Source organism: Sphingopyxis jiangsuensis (assembly GCF_016734905.1).
GTDB lineage: Bacteria > Pseudomonadota > Alphaproteobacteria > Sphingomonadales > Sphingomonadaceae > Sphingopyxis > Sphingopyxis jiangsuensis.
In genome coordinates this window covers 1,026,065-1,041,263 of the sequence record NZ_JAERPO010000002.1, presented here as the reverse complement: position 1 = coordinate 1,041,263, position 15,199 = coordinate 1,026,065, and the positions used below count along the sequence as shown (strand labels likewise).

20 protein-coding genes are annotated in these 15,199 nt (G+C 65.2%); 12 read left to right on the top strand and 8 right to left on the bottom strand.

What is annotated here, in order from left to right; translation table 11 throughout:
- Positions 1-204: 204 nt before the first annotated feature.
- The 3 genes from rplT to JI743_RS11645 form a co-directional block, all read right to left on the bottom strand.
- Entirely contained in the window at positions 205-570 is a 366-nt protein-coding gene (rplT, locus tag JI743_RS11655; RefSeq protein ID WP_201928468.1) for a 50S ribosomal protein L20, read from the bottom strand.
- A gap of 13 nt (positions 571-583) precedes the next feature.
- Complete coding sequence (gene rpmI / locus JI743_RS11650) at positions 584-787, bottom strand: 50S ribosomal protein L35 (RefSeq protein ID WP_201928467.1); 204 nt, start codon at positions 785-787, stop codon at positions 584-586.
- Between the two features lie 118 nt (positions 788-905).
- Entirely contained in the window at positions 906-1,688 is a 783-nt protein-coding gene (locus JI743_RS11645) for an inositol monophosphatase family protein (protein ID WP_201928466.1), read from the bottom strand.
- Positions 1,689-1,822: 134 nt separating this feature from the next.
- Here JI743_RS11645 and JI743_RS11640 point away from each other — a divergent pair, with 134 nt between their 5' ends.
- Complete coding sequence (locus JI743_RS11640) at positions 1,823-2,365, top strand: TetR/AcrR family transcriptional regulator (RefSeq protein ID WP_201928465.1); 543 nt, start codon at positions 1,823-1,825, stop codon at positions 2,363-2,365.
- A gap of 5 nt (positions 2,366-2,370) precedes the next feature.
- Here the strand turns inward: JI743_RS11640 and JI743_RS11635 are convergent, their stop codons facing one another.
- Positions 2,371-2,766, bottom strand: coding sequence for a cupin domain-containing protein (locus JI743_RS11635; RefSeq protein WP_201928464.1), 396 nt, complete (start codon positions 2,764-2,766; stop codon positions 2,371-2,373).
- Between the two features lie 11 nt (positions 2,767-2,777).
- Entirely contained in the window at positions 2,778-3,713 is a 936-nt protein-coding gene (locus JI743_RS11630) for a ribose-phosphate pyrophosphokinase (protein ID WP_201928463.1), read from the bottom strand.
- Between the two features lie 124 nt (positions 3,714-3,837).
- Between JI743_RS11630 and JI743_RS11625 the strand changes: the two genes are divergently transcribed.
- From JI743_RS11625 to rpmG, 5 genes are all read left to right on the top strand, one after another.
- The gene (locus JI743_RS11625; RefSeq protein WP_201928462.1) at positions 3,838-5,511 is read left to right on the top strand and encodes an NAD+ synthase; all 1,674 of its coding nucleotides are present in this window, start codon (positions 3,838-3,840) and stop codon (positions 5,509-5,511) included.
- 7 nt (positions 5,512-5,518) lie between these two features.
- Positions 5,519-5,731: a hypothetical protein gene (locus tag JI743_RS11620; RefSeq protein ID WP_201928461.1), complete on the top strand. Its 213-nt coding sequence runs from the start codon at positions 5,519-5,521 to the stop codon at positions 5,729-5,731.
- A 33-nt stretch (positions 5,732-5,764) separates the two neighbouring features.
- Positions 5,765-7,075 (top strand): glutamate--tRNA ligase, encoded by a 1,311-nt coding sequence (gene gltX, locus JI743_RS11615; protein ID WP_201928460.1) that lies wholly within the window; start codon positions 5,765-5,767, stop codon positions 7,073-7,075.
- 133 nt (positions 7,076-7,208) lie between these two features.
- Entirely contained in the window at positions 7,209-7,937 is a 729-nt protein-coding gene (locus JI743_RS11610; protein WP_201928459.1) for an energy transducer TonB, read from the top strand.
- Between the two features lie 208 nt (positions 7,938-8,145).
- Positions 8,146-8,313: a 50S ribosomal protein L33 gene (gene rpmG / locus JI743_RS11605; protein ID WP_003042331.1), complete on the top strand. Its 168-nt coding sequence runs from the start codon at positions 8,146-8,148 to the stop codon at positions 8,311-8,313.
- A gap of 279 nt (positions 8,314-8,592) precedes the next feature.
- Here the strand turns inward: rpmG and JI743_RS11600 are convergent, their stop codons facing one another.
- Positions 8,593-8,955: a response regulator gene (locus JI743_RS11600; protein ID WP_201928458.1), complete on the bottom strand. Its 363-nt coding sequence runs from the start codon at positions 8,953-8,955 to the stop codon at positions 8,593-8,595.
- An 89-nt stretch (positions 8,956-9,044) separates the two neighbouring features.
- Here JI743_RS11600 and JI743_RS11595 point away from each other — a divergent pair, with 89 nt between their 5' ends.
- The 4 genes from JI743_RS11595 to JI743_RS11580 are packed head-to-tail and all read left to right on the top strand — an operon-like array spanning position 9,045 to position 11,592.
- Positions 9,045-9,317, top strand: coding sequence for a DUF3572 domain-containing protein (locus JI743_RS11595; protein WP_201928457.1), 273 nt, complete (start codon positions 9,045-9,047; stop codon positions 9,315-9,317).
- Positions 9,314-9,955, top strand: a complete 642-nt coding sequence (locus JI743_RS11590; protein ID WP_201928456.1) for an HAD family hydrolase — start codon at positions 9,314-9,316, stop codon at positions 9,953-9,955. The genes JI743_RS11595 and JI743_RS11590 overlap by 4 nt, the downstream gene beginning before the upstream one ends.
- A gap of 18 nt (positions 9,956-9,973) precedes the next feature.
- The gene (locus JI743_RS11585; RefSeq protein ID WP_201928455.1) at positions 9,974-10,438 is read left to right on the top strand and encodes a RidA family protein; all 465 of its coding nucleotides are present in this window, start codon (positions 9,974-9,976) and stop codon (positions 10,436-10,438) included.
- 5 nt (positions 10,439-10,443) lie between these two features.
- Positions 10,444-11,592: a GNAT family N-acetyltransferase gene (locus JI743_RS11580; protein ID WP_201928454.1), complete on the top strand. Its 1,149-nt coding sequence runs from the start codon at positions 10,444-10,446 to the stop codon at positions 11,590-11,592.
- On the opposite strand, the gene JI743_RS11575 is transcribed toward JI743_RS11580, so the two are convergent.
- Both JI743_RS11575 and panC read right to left on the bottom strand, forming a co-directional pair.
- Complete coding sequence (locus JI743_RS11575) at positions 11,589-11,903, bottom strand: SEL1-like repeat protein (protein ID WP_201928453.1); 315 nt, start codon at positions 11,901-11,903, stop codon at positions 11,589-11,591. The two genes, JI743_RS11580 and JI743_RS11575, sit on opposite strands and share 4 nt — an antisense overlap.
- 139 nt (positions 11,904-12,042) lie before the next feature.
- The gene (gene panC / locus JI743_RS11570) at positions 12,043-12,882 is read right to left on the bottom strand and encodes a pantoate--beta-alanine ligase (RefSeq protein ID WP_201928754.1); all 840 of its coding nucleotides are present in this window, start codon (positions 12,880-12,882) and stop codon (positions 12,043-12,045) included.
- A gap of 85 nt (positions 12,883-12,967) precedes the next feature.
- Here panC and JI743_RS11565 point away from each other — a divergent pair, with 85 nt between their 5' ends.
- Together JI743_RS11565 and pgmG are read left to right on the top strand one after the other, a co-directional pair.
- Positions 12,968-13,777 (top strand): division plane positioning ATPase MipZ, encoded by an 810-nt coding sequence (locus tag JI743_RS11565; protein WP_201928452.1) that lies wholly within the window; start codon positions 12,968-12,970, stop codon positions 13,775-13,777.
- Positions 13,778-13,800: 23 nt separating this feature from the next.
- Positions 13,801-15,183 carry a phosphoglucomutase/phosphomannomutase PgmG gene (gene pgmG / locus JI743_RS11560; protein ID WP_201928451.1) on the top strand — a complete coding sequence of 461 codons (1,383 nt, stop codon included), beginning with the start codon at positions 13,801-13,803 and terminating at the stop codon, positions 15,181-15,183.
- The last annotated feature ends 16 nt before the right edge of the window (positions 15,184-15,199 follow it).

Here is a 15,199-nt window from a genome sequence, read left to right as displayed (position 1 = left end):
GTTCGTCCTGCGGCGGTGACGGGCGCATTGCGCGCCACCGCATTGTTCCAATCCGCTAGTCGGGCTGTCCGCGGCGGGAAGTCCGCCTCGCCCGCCGCCGCTTGCACCGGATGGGGCGAGCGGGTCAACCCCGGAGCAGCGCCATGAAAAAGGGGCGGTCCCTTGCGGAACCGCCCCCTTGTCACTGGCTTGTCCGCCGGTGCGTTACGCCGCCTTGGGCAGCGCCGCCTTCGCCTGTGCGATGATGGCGGTAAAGACGCCGCCTTCATTCATCGCGAGGTCGGCCATGACCTTGCGGTCGAGTTCGATCCCGGCGAGCTTCACACCGTGCATGAACTGCGAATAGGTGAGGCCTTCGGCGCGAACCGCAGCGTTGATTCGCTGGATCCACAGCGCGCGGAAGCTCCGCTTTTTTACCTTGCGGTCGCGATAGGCGTATTGGCCGGCCTTTTCGACGGCCTGGCGCGCGATGCGGATCGTGTTCTTGCGACGGCCATAATAGCCCTTCGCCTGATCCAGAATCCGCTTGTGCTTGGCGCGCGTCGTCGTGCCGCGTTTGATGCGTGACATGGTCTAGCGCTCCTTACTTCAGGCCGTAGGGCGCCCAGAGGCGCACATGGGCGGTATCCGCGTCGCTGAGCACGGTCGTGCCGCGGTTCGATCGGATATATTTCGAATTGTGCGAAATCAGGCGGTGGCGCTTGCCGGCGACGCCGTGCTTCACCTTGCCCGACGCGGTGAATTTGAAGCGCTTCTTCACACCGCTCTTGGTCTTCAGCTTGGGCATTTTGGTCTCCTTTGGAAGTCCGTTTGCGTATCGGCCTGGCAGCCCTTTCAGCCAGCCGACACAATCGGAAGGCGCGCGCCTAGACGGATTCGCGTCGAAATGCAAGCGCCGCGCGGCGTCAATGGCCGCAGGCGAGCCCCTCGATCACATCCTCGAGCCGCGCGGGGTCGCCGAGCGCGATGACATGGCCGCCGCTTTCGGCGTGGAGCGGATCGCCGTTCCAGTCGCACATTGTCCCGCCCGCGCCCTCGACCACGGGTACAAGTGCGGCGAAATCGTGCAGCTTGAGCCCCGCCTCGACGACCAGATCGATATGACCCGACGCGAGCAGGCCGTAATTGTAACAGTCGCCGCCAAAGACGATACGCTTGTGCGACGTCTTCGCCGCGAGCGCCATGAAATGCTCACCGTCATGGTCGGTGAAATATTGCGGCCCCGTTGTCGCAAGCGTCGCGTCGGCGAGTTCGCGGCAGCGGCGCGTGCGCGCCTCGACCCCGTTGAACAGCGTCGGCCGCCCGGTCGCACCGACCCAGCGCTCGCCGCTGACCGACTGGTCGATAATCCCCAGCACCGGCCAGCCGTCCTGCAGCAACGCGATCAGCGTGCCGAAGATCGGGCGGCCCGCCATGAAGCTCACGGTGCCGTCGATCGGGTCGAGCACCCATTGGCGCGCCGCGTCCGGACGCTCGGCGCCATATTCCTCGCCGATGATCCCGTCGCTCGCGGCCTCGGCGTCGAGCAGTTTGCGCATCGCGGCTTCGGCGGCGCGGTCGGCTTCGGTGACGGGCGACGCATCGCCCTTCGCCTCGTGGGTGAAAGCGTTACGAAACAGCGGACGGATGACGGCGGCGGCAGCATCGGCGAGGCGATTGGCGAGCGCGAGATCGGATTCGAGCGACATGGCTCCGCGCTAGCGCACTCGCGCTACGCCCGCCAGCCCCGGTTTCCGACGATTTGCTGACCCCGGCAAACATGTTCCAGAATCGCGGCAAATATCGATTTTACAATTAATGTAATATCTGTAAAATCAAACTGATGCCTTCCAAGCTTCCGTTCGAGCCGGTCGTGGCGACGTTCGCACGGCACGGCTATCGCAAGACCGCGATGGGCGATGTTGCTACGGCGCTCGGCGTCTCGCGCCAGCTGCTTTATAATCGGTTCGGGTCCAAACAGGCGCTCGCCGATTGGGCGCAGGCGTCGCTTATCGACGCGTCATTGTCCGCGGCGCTCGCCGCAGTCGAGCAGCCCAGCAAGACGCTCGCTGATCGCCTGGCCGACGCACTCGACCAGTGGGTTGGGCGGCATATGGATGCGCTGAACCTTTCGCCGTCTGGTGCCGATGCGGTGCCGATGTTGCGGCGCGAGTCCGACGCAATGACGCGCGCCGCCGAGCGCAGACTGATCGCGGCGATGACCGACGCGATTCGATTGAGCGGTCCTGGTGCGGCCGTCGCGCGGGCAGGCAGCATGGCGCAGGCATTGTGCTGGACCGCGCGTGGGCTCGTCCACGCGGTGCCCGATCATGCAACCTTTCGCCGCCAGATCGATCACATCCTGGGCGCGCTCGTCGCGCGCTGAGCCTGTCAGCGCGAACGGTGTTCGGTGCCGAGGCCGGCGGTGATGAACAGCGCCGTAGCCGCTCCGTCGATATCGGCGGTGTGCCAGCAGCCCGGGGGGTTGATTGCATAGTCACCCGCCGCCAGCGTAACCGCCGCTTCGCTTCCATCGGCGAATTGCTGATGCAGCGTCATTGACCCGTCGAGGCAGATCACGACTTCGTCGCCCGCAGGGTGCATTTCCCAGGCGTCCCAATTTTCGGTGAAGCGATAGGCGCTCACCAGTCGGCCTTCCTTGCCGTCGGCAGCTACGCGTTCGCCATAGGCTGCGTACCATTCCATTCCGGTCATCGGCGGCTGGACGATCGCCGTCGCGCCCAGCCCGAGGTGAAGCGGCTGGGTGAAGATGTTCGTCGGGTCCATGGGACTATTCCTTAGTCGAACAGGCTCGACACGCTCGATTCGTCGGCGATGCGCTTGATCGCCTCGCCGAGCAGCGGCGCGACGGTCAGCGCACGCACCTTCGCGCTGTCGTTGACCGCGTCGGTCGGCTGGATCGAATCGGTGATGACAAGCTCGGTCAGTTCGCTCGCATCGACGCGCGCCACCGCACCGCCCGACAGCACGCCGTGGGTGCAATAAGCGACGACGCCCTCGGCGCCGGCGTTTTTCAGCGCGGCGGCGGCGTTGCACAGGGTGCCCGCCGAATCGACGATATCGTCGATGAGCACACAGAAGCGGCCTTCGACGTCGCCGATGATGTTCATGACTTCGGATTCGCCTGCGCGCTCGCGGCGCTTGTCGACGATCGCGAGTGGCGCGTTATCGAGCCGTTTGGCGAGTGCGCGTGCGCGCACGACGCCGCCGACGTCGGGTGAAACGACCATCAGATTCTTGTCGCCGAAGCGCGCCTGGATGTCGGCGCTCATCACCGGCGCGGCGTAAAGATTGTCGGTCGGGATGTCGAAGAAGCCCTGGATCTGCCCCGCGTGCAGATCGATCGCCAGCACGCGGTCGGCGCCCGATGTAGTGATGAGGTTCGCGACGAGCTTCGCCGAAATCGGCGTGCGCGGGCCGGGTTTCCGGTCCTGCCGCGCATAGCCGAAATAGGGGATGACCGCGGTGATGCGCTTTGCCGAGGCGCGCCGCAGCGCGTCGGTGATGATCAGCAGCTCCATCAAATTGTCGTTCGCCGGGAAATTGGTGGGCTGGACGACGAACACATCCTGTCCGCGGACATTTTCGTGGATCTCGACGAATACCTCTTCGTCGGCGAAGCGGCGAACGCTGGTGTCGGTGAGCGGCAGTTCGAGATAGTCGGCGATCGCGCGCGCCAGCGGCAGATTGCTATTGCCGGAGATGAGTTTCATGGCGTGCAAGGCCCTTTCGCGGCGGATGGGATTGCGCGCCCCCTTAGCCAGCGAAGGCGCGAAGGGGAAGGGCGAAGTTGCGAGCCATTGCCCCGGCGCGGCGGGCGGAATAGAGGCTAGGGTCATGACCGACGCTCCCGCTGATACGCTCACCATCGTCCTGTCGCAGATGACGCAGGCGGTCGGCGACCTCGCTGCCAACGCCGAAGCGATGCGCAGCGTTCGCGCGCGCCACGGCGACGCCGACCTGATCGTCTATCCCGAGCTTCAGCTCATCGGTTATCCGCCCGAAGATCTGGTGCTCAAGCCCGCGCTTGCCGCTCGCGCCGCAACGCTGCTTGCCGAGCTTGCGGCGGAAACCGCCGATGGTGGACCGGCGATGCTTGTCGGTTCGGTCGAGCGCGACGGACCGCATCTCTACAATGTCGTCGCGCTCCTCGACGGCGGGCGCATCGTCGCGGTGCGGCGCAAGCATGAACTCCCCAATTACGGTACCTTCGACGAAAAGCGCGTCTTTGCACCCGGACCGCTGCCTGACGTCGTCGAATGGCGCGGGGTGAAGCTCGGCCTTCCGATCTGCGAGGACGGCTGGCTGCCGACGGTGTGCCGCCACCTCGCCGCGCAGGGCGCCGAGCTCCTCATCTCGGTCAACGGCAGCCCCTATGAGATCGACAAGGACGATCGGCGCCTCAGCCATGTCTTCGGAATTAGAGTGGCCGAAACGCGCCTGCCGCTGGCTTTCCTCAACCGGATCGGCGGGCAGGACGAACTGGTGTTCGACGGCTGCTCCTTCGTGCTCAATGCCGATGGCAGTACCGCGCACCGCCTCGCCGATTGGGAAGCCGAAGAGCGGGTGACGCATTGGGCCAAGGACGCCGACGGCCGCTGGATATGCGCGCCGGGCGTGGTCGCGGCGTGGGACGATCATCCCGCCGACATCTATCATGCGATGACGATTGCGCTGCGCGACTATGTGACGCGCAATCGATTCCCCGGCGTGGTGCTCGGCCTGTCGGGCGGCATCGATTCGGCGATCTGCGCTGCCATCGCCGCCGACGCGCTCGGTCCCGACAAGGTCTGGTGCGTGATGCTGCCGAGCCGCTTCACAAGCAAGGAAAGCCTCGACGATGCCGCCCGGTGCGCTGACATGATCGGTTGCCGCCTCGACACTATCCCGATCGTCCCCGCGGTCGAGGCGTTCGACACGATGCTGGAAGGCAGTTTCGCCGACAGGGACGTCGACATCACCGAGGAAAATGTCCAGTCGCGCATCCGCGGCGTGACGCTGATGGCGCTCAGCAACAAATTCGGGCCGATGCTGCTGACGACCGGCAACAAGAGCGAGATGAGCGTCGGCTATGCGACCATTTATGGCGATATGGCGGGCGGCTATAATCCGCTGAAGGATGCGTACAAGACGACGGTGTTTGCACTCGCCAAATGGCGCAATGCGCACGCGCCGCGCCTGTCGCGCAATCCGGTCGCCCCCGTGATGCCCGAGAGGATCATCACCAAGCCACCGAGTGCCGAGCTGCGCCCCGATCAGAAGGACGAGGACAGCCTGCCGCCCTATGAGGACCTTGACCGCATGCTCCACATGCTCGTCGAGGAAGAGGCGAGCGTCGACGATGTTGTCGCGCGATACGGCTTCGACCGCGATGCGGTTGCGCGGATCGAGCGGCTGCTCGCGATCGCCGAATATAAACGGCGCCAGGCACCGCCGGGGGTCAAGCTGTCGACGCGCAATTTCGGCCGCGACCGGCGCTATCCGATCACCCACGGATTTCGGACAGCCTGACGGCGTCATGACGAACTGGCTCACCGGACTGGGTTATGCCTTGTCGATCGTCAGCGTTGTACTGCTTGCTTGGGTCGCCTGGCCCGCGCCGGGCGAGTCGCAAACGATTGCGCTGGTCATCATCGGCGGCGGGCTATTGTCTGTCGTCGGGATGGCGATGCGCTGGGCCGCGCATGTCATCACGCAGCGCAAGATCGACGAAGTCGAGGAAGCCGACTGACGCACGGGAAAAAGCTCGCTATAGGCGCGCGCTATGACCGTCACGACCCGCTTCGCCCCTTCGCCGACCGGCAACCTGCATGTCGGCAATGTTCGCACCGCGCTTCATAACTGGATGTGGGCGCGCCGGCATGGCGGACGTTTTCTGCTGCGCATCGATGACACCGACCTCGAACGCTCGAAAGAGGAATATGTCGAGGGCATCCGCGCCGACCTTGCGTGGCTCGGGCTCGATATCGACGGCGAGGAGCGGCAGTCGGCGCGCTTCGATCTCTACGAAGCCGAATTTCAAAAGCTGAAGGCGGCGGGGCGCGTCTATGCTTGCTACGAAACGCCCGACGAGCTCGATATCCGGCGCAAGGTGCTGCTTTCGCGTGGGCTGCCGCCGGTCTATGAGCGCAAGCCCGATGGTGCGCCGGTCCCCGAAGGCGTGGCGCCGCACTGGCGCTTTCGCCTCGACCACGACGCCGCGATCGAATGGACCGACCTTGTTCGCGGACCGCAGCACTTCGAACCGAAAACCATGTCCGATCCCGTGGTGCGCCGCGCCGACGGCAGCTGGCTCTACCTGCTCCCCAGCGTGATCGACGACATTGCGATGGGCATCACCCATGTTGTCCGCGGCGAGGATCATGTGTCGAACACCGCGGCGCAGATCCAGATGTTCGAAGCGCTCGGCGCCGCGCCGCCCGCCTTCGCGCACGAAGCGCTGCTGGTGGGTACCGAGGGCAAATTGTCGAAGCGGCTCGGCTCGCTCGGGATGGACAATTTGCGCGAACAGGGGATCGAGCCGATCGCGCTCGTCGCGCTGCTCGCGCGGCTCGGGACGAGCGATCCGGTCGAGCCGGTGACACATGCCGCGCCGCTGGTCGAGAGCATCGACTTTGCGCGCTTCGGCCGAGCCCCGGCGCGTTTCAACGAGGCCGAACTTGCGCTGCTCAACCAGAAGATCCTGCACCATCTGGACTATGAGACGGTTGCCAACCGGCTGCCCGCAGGAATCGATGCAGTGCGCTGGCATGCGATTCGCCCCAATCTGATGACACTCGCCGAGGCTGCCGAATGGGTTCCGGTATTCGACGGCCCCTTCACGCCCCCGGTTCCCGACGCGGGCGACCGGCCGGTGCTCGCTGCTGCCGCCGCTGCGGCGACCGAACTCGACTGGAGCGCCGACCCGTGGCACGCACTAGGCGCGGCGGTGAAAGAGGCGACTGGCGCCAAGGGCCGCGCGTTGTTCCTGCCGTTGCGGCGTGCGCTCACCGGGCGCGATCACGGCCCCGACATGGCGGAACTGCTCCCGCTGATCGCCAAGGATGCGGCGGTCGCGCGGCTCTCTGCTCAATAGCGCCGTCGCCAAAGTTGGAGCCAGCGCCGAGAAACTTGACCAGTTTAGTTATGTTATAGTATAACTTCTCCATCTCGCCGGATGATTGCGGTCGACGCGGCGGCGGCGGGTTCTTTTGGCAAGGAGAGGTGCCATGACCCTGATTCCCCTTATCTCGGCAATTGTCGCGACGCCCGAGGCGATGACCGCGCCGGTCGGCCCTGCGGCGCCGCGCAAGCGAAGCGGTTATGATCCCGGCGCGCGCCACCGCCCGCTGGCGGCGGCGATAGCGATCGGCTTGCCTGCGGGGTTGGTGGTCGCGGTGGCGCTGTCGCCCATGGTCGTCGAGCCGGCACCCCGGACGAAGCCGATTACTGGCACGCTCATCGAATTGCCCAAACCTCCCCCGGAGCCGGAACCCCAGCCGGCGACGACGCCCCGGCAGGTCACCCCGGCGGTGACGACGGTGCCCACCCCATTGCCACCGGTCGCGCAGGTCCCGCCGGTCGTCATGGCTCCCGAGCCCTATGTTCTGCCGTCGGGGACGGGCAGCGGGCCGGTGATTGTGGACCCGCCCGCGCCGCCGCAACCGCGGCTCGTGATCGCCGAAATCGATGGGCGCTATGCAGGGGCGTTCCAGCCCGAATATCCGCCCAGCGAGCAGCGGCGCGGAATCGAGGGCGTCGCCAAAGTGCGCGTGCTGATCGGGACCGACGGGCGCGTCAAGGCGGTCGAACTTGTCAGCACCGACAGCCCAGGCTTTTTCGAGGAGACACGGCGACGCGCGCTCGCCAAATGGCGCTTCAAGCCTGCGACGCGAGGCGGCGTGGCCGAGGAAAGCTGGAAAGTGATGACCGTGCGCTTCCAGATCCGGAGCGGTTGAGGTCTTCGATAGCGCGGGCGGTTTCGTGCCGCCCGCGCGTCCTTTCGCTTGACACAAGCGCCGAATCCGGCCAATGGCGCGCGGATAAATGGGGGCGGCGCGGTAGTCGCGCGGCCCTCTTGCTTTTCAAACCAACCGCCGGGGCCCACAGTCCCGCCGCATGCGCCAGGCAACCGGCGGATGTGCAGATTTTTCGAGGAACAGGGCCATGGCCAAGCCGACGACCGTCAAGATCAAGCTGGTGAGCACCGCCGACACGGGCTTTTTCTATGTCACCAAGAAGAACCCGCGCACGATGACCGAGAAGATGTCGGTGCGCAAATATGATCCGCGTGCACGCAAGCATGTCGAGTTCAAGGAAGCCAAGATCAAGTGACGCATTGGTCCGTTCAGCATCGCTGAACGGCTAGCGATGCATCCTCCCCGCGAAGGCGGGGTCCAGAAGGGCGGCCTTGCGCCGCCCTTTTTCGTATGTGGCGGATGGCGGCTTTGGGGTAGGAAGCGGCCGTAAATCCTCCCTGTGGCGAAGCCATGGGGAGGGGTGGAGGGGCCGCGACGTTGCGCCATTAGCCCCTCCGTCAGCCCTTCGGGCTGCCCCACCCCATGCCTGCGGCACAGGGAGGATCTGATGGCCGCGATTGGTCGGAAGCCCGACTTACGCGAACGCCCCCACGCTTTCGATGAATTTGATCACCGAAATGGGCTTGGACACGTAGGCTTCGGCACCCGCGGCGCGGATCTGTTCCTCGTCGCCTTTCCCCGCATAGGCGGTCACCGCCATGATCGGCACGGCCTTAAGCGCATCATCGGCCTTCATCTGCTTGATGAGGTCGAGCCCGCTGACGTGCGGCAGCTGGATGTCCATGATGATGAGGTCGGGCGCAACTTCGCGGGCGCGGGCGACGGCATCGCGGCCATCGCGGACCGGGTGCGCGCGATAGCCATGGGCGTCGAGCAGGTCGCAGAAGAGCCGAAGGTTCAGCTCATTATCCTCGACGACCAATATGGTCTTGCCCATGCCGCTTCCGTTTCCCACCTTGCGTAAGCGGCCGGTCTAGGCGAATCGGCCGCGCGACTCAATTGCCTCGCGGCGAAGGGAAATTTCGGGTGCGCGACGAAGATGCGGCGATAGCGCTGGGCGCGCTCGGGTGGATATTGGCCGACGAGCCGCGCGCTGAGCGATTGCTCGGCATGACGGGATTGACCCCAGACGGGCTGCGCGCAACGCTGGGCGAGCGCGCAACACTCGCCGCGATACTGGGGTTTCTGGTCGCGCACGAACCCGATCTGGTCGCCTGCGCCGACGCACTCGGCCTCGAACCGCAGATAATTGCCGCCGCCGCGCAGCGGCTCGAAGGAAACCAAAGGATGGATGCATGACCCGCCCGCTCGTCATTACCGATTGCGACGAGGTGCTGATGCACATGGTCGTCCCCTTTGCCGAATGGGTCGACGCCGAACATGGCGTAATCTTTCGTATCGAAGATGCGAGCTTCGCGGGGGCGCTCAAGCGCAAGGAATGCGGAACGCCGCTCGAGGCGGCCGAGGTCTGGCCATTGCTCGACGGTTTTTTCCGCACCGAAATGGGGCGCCAATATCCGATTGCCGGCGCGCTCGAAGCGATGGCGGCGATCGGCGCGCAGGCCGATATCGTCGTGCTCACCAATGTCGGCCCCGATCATCAGCAGCGCCGCGCCGACCAGCTCGCCGCGCTCGGTCTTGACGCGCCGGTGATCGGCAGCCGCGGCGGCAAGGGCGAACCCGTTGCGCGGCTGATTGCCGAACGCGAGCCGCCGGTCGCGATCTTCATCGACGACATTGCCAATCATCACCGCTCGGTTGCGGACGAAGCGCCGGGCGTGTGGCGCCTGCACATGGTCGGCGAACCGGCGATTGCGGACAAGATTGTCGCTGCATCGCACGCGCATGCGCGTATCGACGACTGGACAGCGGCGCGCGACTGGATATTGGCGCGGATCGCCGAGGGCGTTCGCGCGCCCGAACCCGCACTGGCTTGAACAAGAAGGATCGACCCCATGGATATTGCCGCCAAGCTCGCCGAACTCGGCCTCGAACTCCCCAAGCCTGCGGCCCCGGTCGCGGCCTATGTCCCCACCGTCGAGGCGGGTGGGCTCCTGCACATCAGCGGACAACTGCCGTTCCGTGACGGGCAGGTCGTTACCGGCCGGCTCGGCACCGACATGGACGAGGCGACCGGTTATGACGCCGCACGCCGCTGCGCTCTGATGCTTGTCGCGCAGATCGGCCAGGCGCTCGGCGGCGACTGGTCGCGCGTCGATAAGATCGTCAAGCTCGGAGTCTTCGTGAACAGCGACCCTGCCTTCACCCAGCAGCCCAAGGTTGCGAACGGCGCTTCGGAACTGATGGAACAATTATTCGGTGATACCGGGCGCCATGCGCGCAGCGCGGTCGGCGTCGCGGCGCTCCCGCTCGGCGCAGCGGTCGAAGTCGATGCCATCGTTGCGGTGAAAGCCGCCTAGCGCCGGTGGCCGAAGCCGACCCGCCAGCCCGGACGATCTCGCTCGGCACGGGCATCGGAACCGTCGAAGGCGCGGCGTGGGACGCGTTGCACGACGGCGGCAATCCCTTCGTCGGCCATGATTTTCTGACGCTGCTCGAGGAATCGGGCAGCGTCGGGGCAGGCACCGGCTGGCAACCTGCGCCGCTGCTTGTCGAGGATGACCGAGGCACGCTCGTTGCCGCTGCGCCCGCCTACTTCAAGTCGCACAGCCAGGGCGAATATGTGTTCGATCATGGCTGGGCCGACGCCTGGGCGCGCGCGGGCGGGGATTATTATCCGAAGCTTCAGCTCGCTGTGCCCTTCACCCCTGTACCGGGGCCGCGACTGCTCGCATGCGACCGCGGCGACGCGATGCTGTTGATCCGCGCAGCAGAGGCGGTGGTGCGGCAGAACGGGCTGTCGTCGGCGCACGCGACCTTTGTCGCTCCCGAGCAGATGGAGTTGTTCGAGGAGGCGGGTTGGCTCGTTCGGCGCGACATCCAATTTCATTTCGCCAACCGCGGTTACACATCGTTCGACGACTTTCTCGGCACGCTGACATCGGCGAAGCGCAAGCAACTCCGCAAGGAACGCGCGCGCGCCGTCGAAGGACTACGCATCGAGGAACTGACCGGCGATGCGATCCGCGCCGAGCATTGGGACGCGATGTGGCTTTTCTATCAGGACACGGGCGCGCGCAAATGGGGGCATCCCTATCTGACGCGCGCGGCGTTCGACCTGATGGGAGCGCGCATGGCCGACCGCGTCATCCTGCTGATCGCTTATGACGATGACCGGCCGGTCGCGGGTGCGATGCATCTTGTGGGCAGCGATACGCTGTACGGGCGCTATTGGGGATGCATTGCCGACGTCCCCTATTTGCACTTCGAGCTTTGCTATTATCGCGCGATCGATATTGCGATCGAGCGCGGGCTATCGCGGGTCGAGGCGGGTGCGCAAGGCGGGCACAAGCTGGCGCGCGGCTATGGCCCCGTTGCGACCTGGTCAGCGCATTTCATCGCCGATCCGGGCTTTCGCCGCGCCGTCGCGGATTTTCTGGAGCGCGAGCAGCAGGTCGAAGAGCAGGAATTGGACTGGCTCGAAGGCCAGATGCCGTTCAGGCGGAAGGATTAGGCCGCGAAACGCCGGCTATCCGGACGCCGCGCGGTTTCGTCGAGCCATGCGCGCGCCTGTCGCTGCGCCTCGGCGATCTCGTCGCGGCTCATCTCGTCAGACAGGTCGGCGCGGCAGCGCTGGCCTTCCTTGTTGCCGCCGAGCGCGGCGAGGTTGAACCATTTATGCGCCTGGATTAGGTCGACGTCGACGCCGCCGGTGCCTGTCGAAAAGGCGATGCCGAGATCGAAATAAGCGTTGGCATCGCCGCGTGCCGCATCGAGCAGTCGGCTTTCGATCAGATATTGAGCGGACTTCAGACTGTTGGCCATGAATACCCCCTGTCATTTCCCCCCACAGGAAACTTCGAGGTCGAACCTTGCGGTTTATGGTCAACAAAGCGTTAACAGCGACCACAGTTTTTCGTGGATAAACGGCAATTCTATTGAAAAACCGTGATTTTATTGCGTATCAGCCGACGGGATAATTGTCGATCAGGCGTGTCTTTCCGATTCGCGCGGCGGCGAGCAGACGGGCGGGCGGGCGCCATTCGAACAGCCGTTCAAGGCTGCCGGCATCGGCGAGCGCCACATAATCGACGCGGTCGAACCCGCCCGCAACGATGGCCGCTTCGGCCTCGGTGAGGGCTTCCCTGACGCTCGCGCCGCCGGCGATCGCGTCCGCCGTCGCGGCGAGCGTTTTGGGAAAGACCGCCGCAAGCTTGCGCTCTTCCGCTGTCAGATAGGCGTTGCGCGACGACAGCGCGAGTCCGTCGGTGTCGCGCGCAATCGGCGCACCCAGGATCTCGACACCAAGGTCGAGGTCGCGCGCCATCCGGCGGATGATGGCAAGCTGTTGCCAATCCTTCTCGCCGAAAATCGCGATGTCGGGACGTACCTGGTTGAACAGTTTGGCGACAACCGTTGCGACCCCGTCGAAATGGCCGGGACGCGCAGTACCGCAATAGTCACTGCCGAGTTCGGCGACCTCGATATGGGTGCTGTGCCCTTCGGGGTACATGGTGCCGACATCGGGTGCCCACAGCAGGCTGACCCCCGCTTCGACCAGCATCGCGGCATCGCGCGCTTCGTCGCGTGGATAGGCGGCATAATCCTCGTTGGGACCGAATTGCGTTGGATTGACGAAGATCGAGGCGACGACATGGTCGGCGACGCGTTTGCCCATGCGCACGAGCGACAGATGTCCCTCGTGGAGCGCGCCCATCGTGGGCACGAGCGCGACGCTCTTGCCGCCCTGCCCCAGCGCGGCGACCGCGCGATGAAGCGTGGCGATGTCACGGATGATTTGCACGCTTGCCCGCCCTCCGATATTGGCGGCGTTGAAACGCCAACCCGTGCGGCCGCCATGCCGCGCCAGCAGGAAATTCGCAACGGTCATGACGACGCCCGCCCCCCACCGGATCATCTTTGCGAATGAAAAGGGCGGGACGGGCAAGTCGACCTGCGCCGTGCATTTCGCGGTTGCGCTCGCAAGTCAGGGCTGGCGTGTCGCGGGCATCGACCTCGACCCGCGCCAGCGCACGTTTCACCGCTATCTCGAGAATCGCGAAAACACGGCGAAGCGGCGCGACATCATGCTGCCGACGCCGCGCTTCGAGGTGTTCGAGGGGACGACGATCGAGGAACTCGACGCCCAGGTCGCGCGCCTCAGCGACGGCGCCGACTATTTCATCGCCGACACGCCCGGACGCGACGACGTCTTCGCGCGTCACCTTGCGACGAGCGCCGATACGCTGATCACCCCGATCAACGACAGCTTCATCGACTTCGATCTCATCGGGCAGGTCGATCCGGAAAATTTCCAGGTCACGAGACCCAGCTTCTATTCGGAACTCATCTGGGACACGCGCAAGGCGCGCGCGAAAACCGACGGGCGGACGATCGACTGGATCATATTGCGCAACCGCCTCCAGCACGTCGACGCGCACAATATGCGGCGCGTCGGCGAAGCGCTGACGCAGCTGTCGCGCCGCGTCGGCTTTCGCGTCATTCCGGGACTCGGCGAGCGCGTCATCTATCGCGAGCTGTTCCCGGCGGGGCTGACCCTGCTCGACAAGGCGCATCTTGGCGGGATGGGCATCGGCCATGTCGTCGCGCGGCAGGAATTGCGCGAGGCGATGGGGGGATTGAACCTTCCCGCGCGCGAACGGTTCCATCCCGACGGCGATCTATTCGCCGCGGCCTGACCAGAATTTGCCGGGGAGTGACAATGACCCATGTTTTCGATCCGACGATGCTGCGCGAATATGACATTCGCGGTGTCGTCGGCGATACTTTGTCGGATGCCGACGCCTATGCAATCGGGCGCAGCTTCGCGACGTTGGTCATGCGCGCGGGCGGTCGGCGCATCGCGGTGGGCTATGATGGGCGGCTGTCGTCGCCGATGCTCGCCGAGGCGCTGGTGCGCGGGATCAACGATGCGGGCGTCGACGCGCTGAATGTCGGGCTCGGACCGACGCCGATGCTCTATTATGCCGCGTCAACGCAGGATGTTGACGGCGGCATACAGATAACCGGCAGCCACAACCCCCCCGACTATAATGGTTTCAAGATGGTGCTGCAGGGGCGGCCCTTTTTCGGCGCCGACATCCAGCGGATCGGGACGATTGCTGCGGCGGGCGACTGGGAGAGCGGCGAAGGCGCGGCGGAGCGCATCGACATCGTCGACGCCTATGTCGACCGGCTTGTCGAAGGCTTCGCCGGCGGCGCCTTCCGTATCGGTTGGGACGCAGGGAATGGCGCTGCGGGCACAGTCATCGAAAAGCTCACCGCGCGTCTTCCGGGCGAGCATCATCTGCTCTTTACCGACATTGACGGGCATTTTCCGAACCACCATCCCGATCCCACCGAAGAGAAGAATCTGGCGGATCTTCGGAAACTGGTCGCGGAGAAGAGCCTCGATTTCGGCGTCGCATTCGATGGAGACGGCGACCGCATCGGCGCAATCGACGGGCAGGGCCGCGTGATCTGGGGCGACCAGCTGCTGCAAGTCTATGCCGCCGCGCTGCTGCATGAGCATCCCGGCGCGACGGTGATTGCCGATGTGAAGGCCAGCCAGGCGCTGTTCGACCGCGTCGCCGAACTGGGCGGCGTCCCCTTGATGTGGAAGACGGGGCACAGCCTGATCAAGGCGAAGATGAAGGAGACCGGCAGCCCGCTGGCGGGCGAGATGAGCGGTCATATCTTCTTCGCCGACCGCTATTTCGGTTTCGACGATGCGCCCTATGCCGCGGTACGGCTGATCGAGGCCGCGACGAAACTGGGGCAGAGCGTGACCGAGTTGCGCGGTGCGATGCCGCCGATGGTCAACACACCCGAAATGCGCTTTCAGGTCGACGAGTCGCGCAAATTTGCCATTGTGGACGAAGTTCTCGACCGCCTTGCGGCTTCGGGCGCGCAAGTCGACCGCACCGACGGCGCGCGTGTGAAGACCGACGACGGCTGGTGGTTGCTCCGCGCGTCGAACACGCAGGACGTACTCGTCGCGCGCGCCGAGGCTCAGGACGAAGCCGCGCTCGAGCGGCTGATTGCGGCAATCGACGAGCAACTCGCACAGTCGGGGGTGGTGCGCGGGCCGCAGGCGGCACACTGACACCCGCATCCATCGC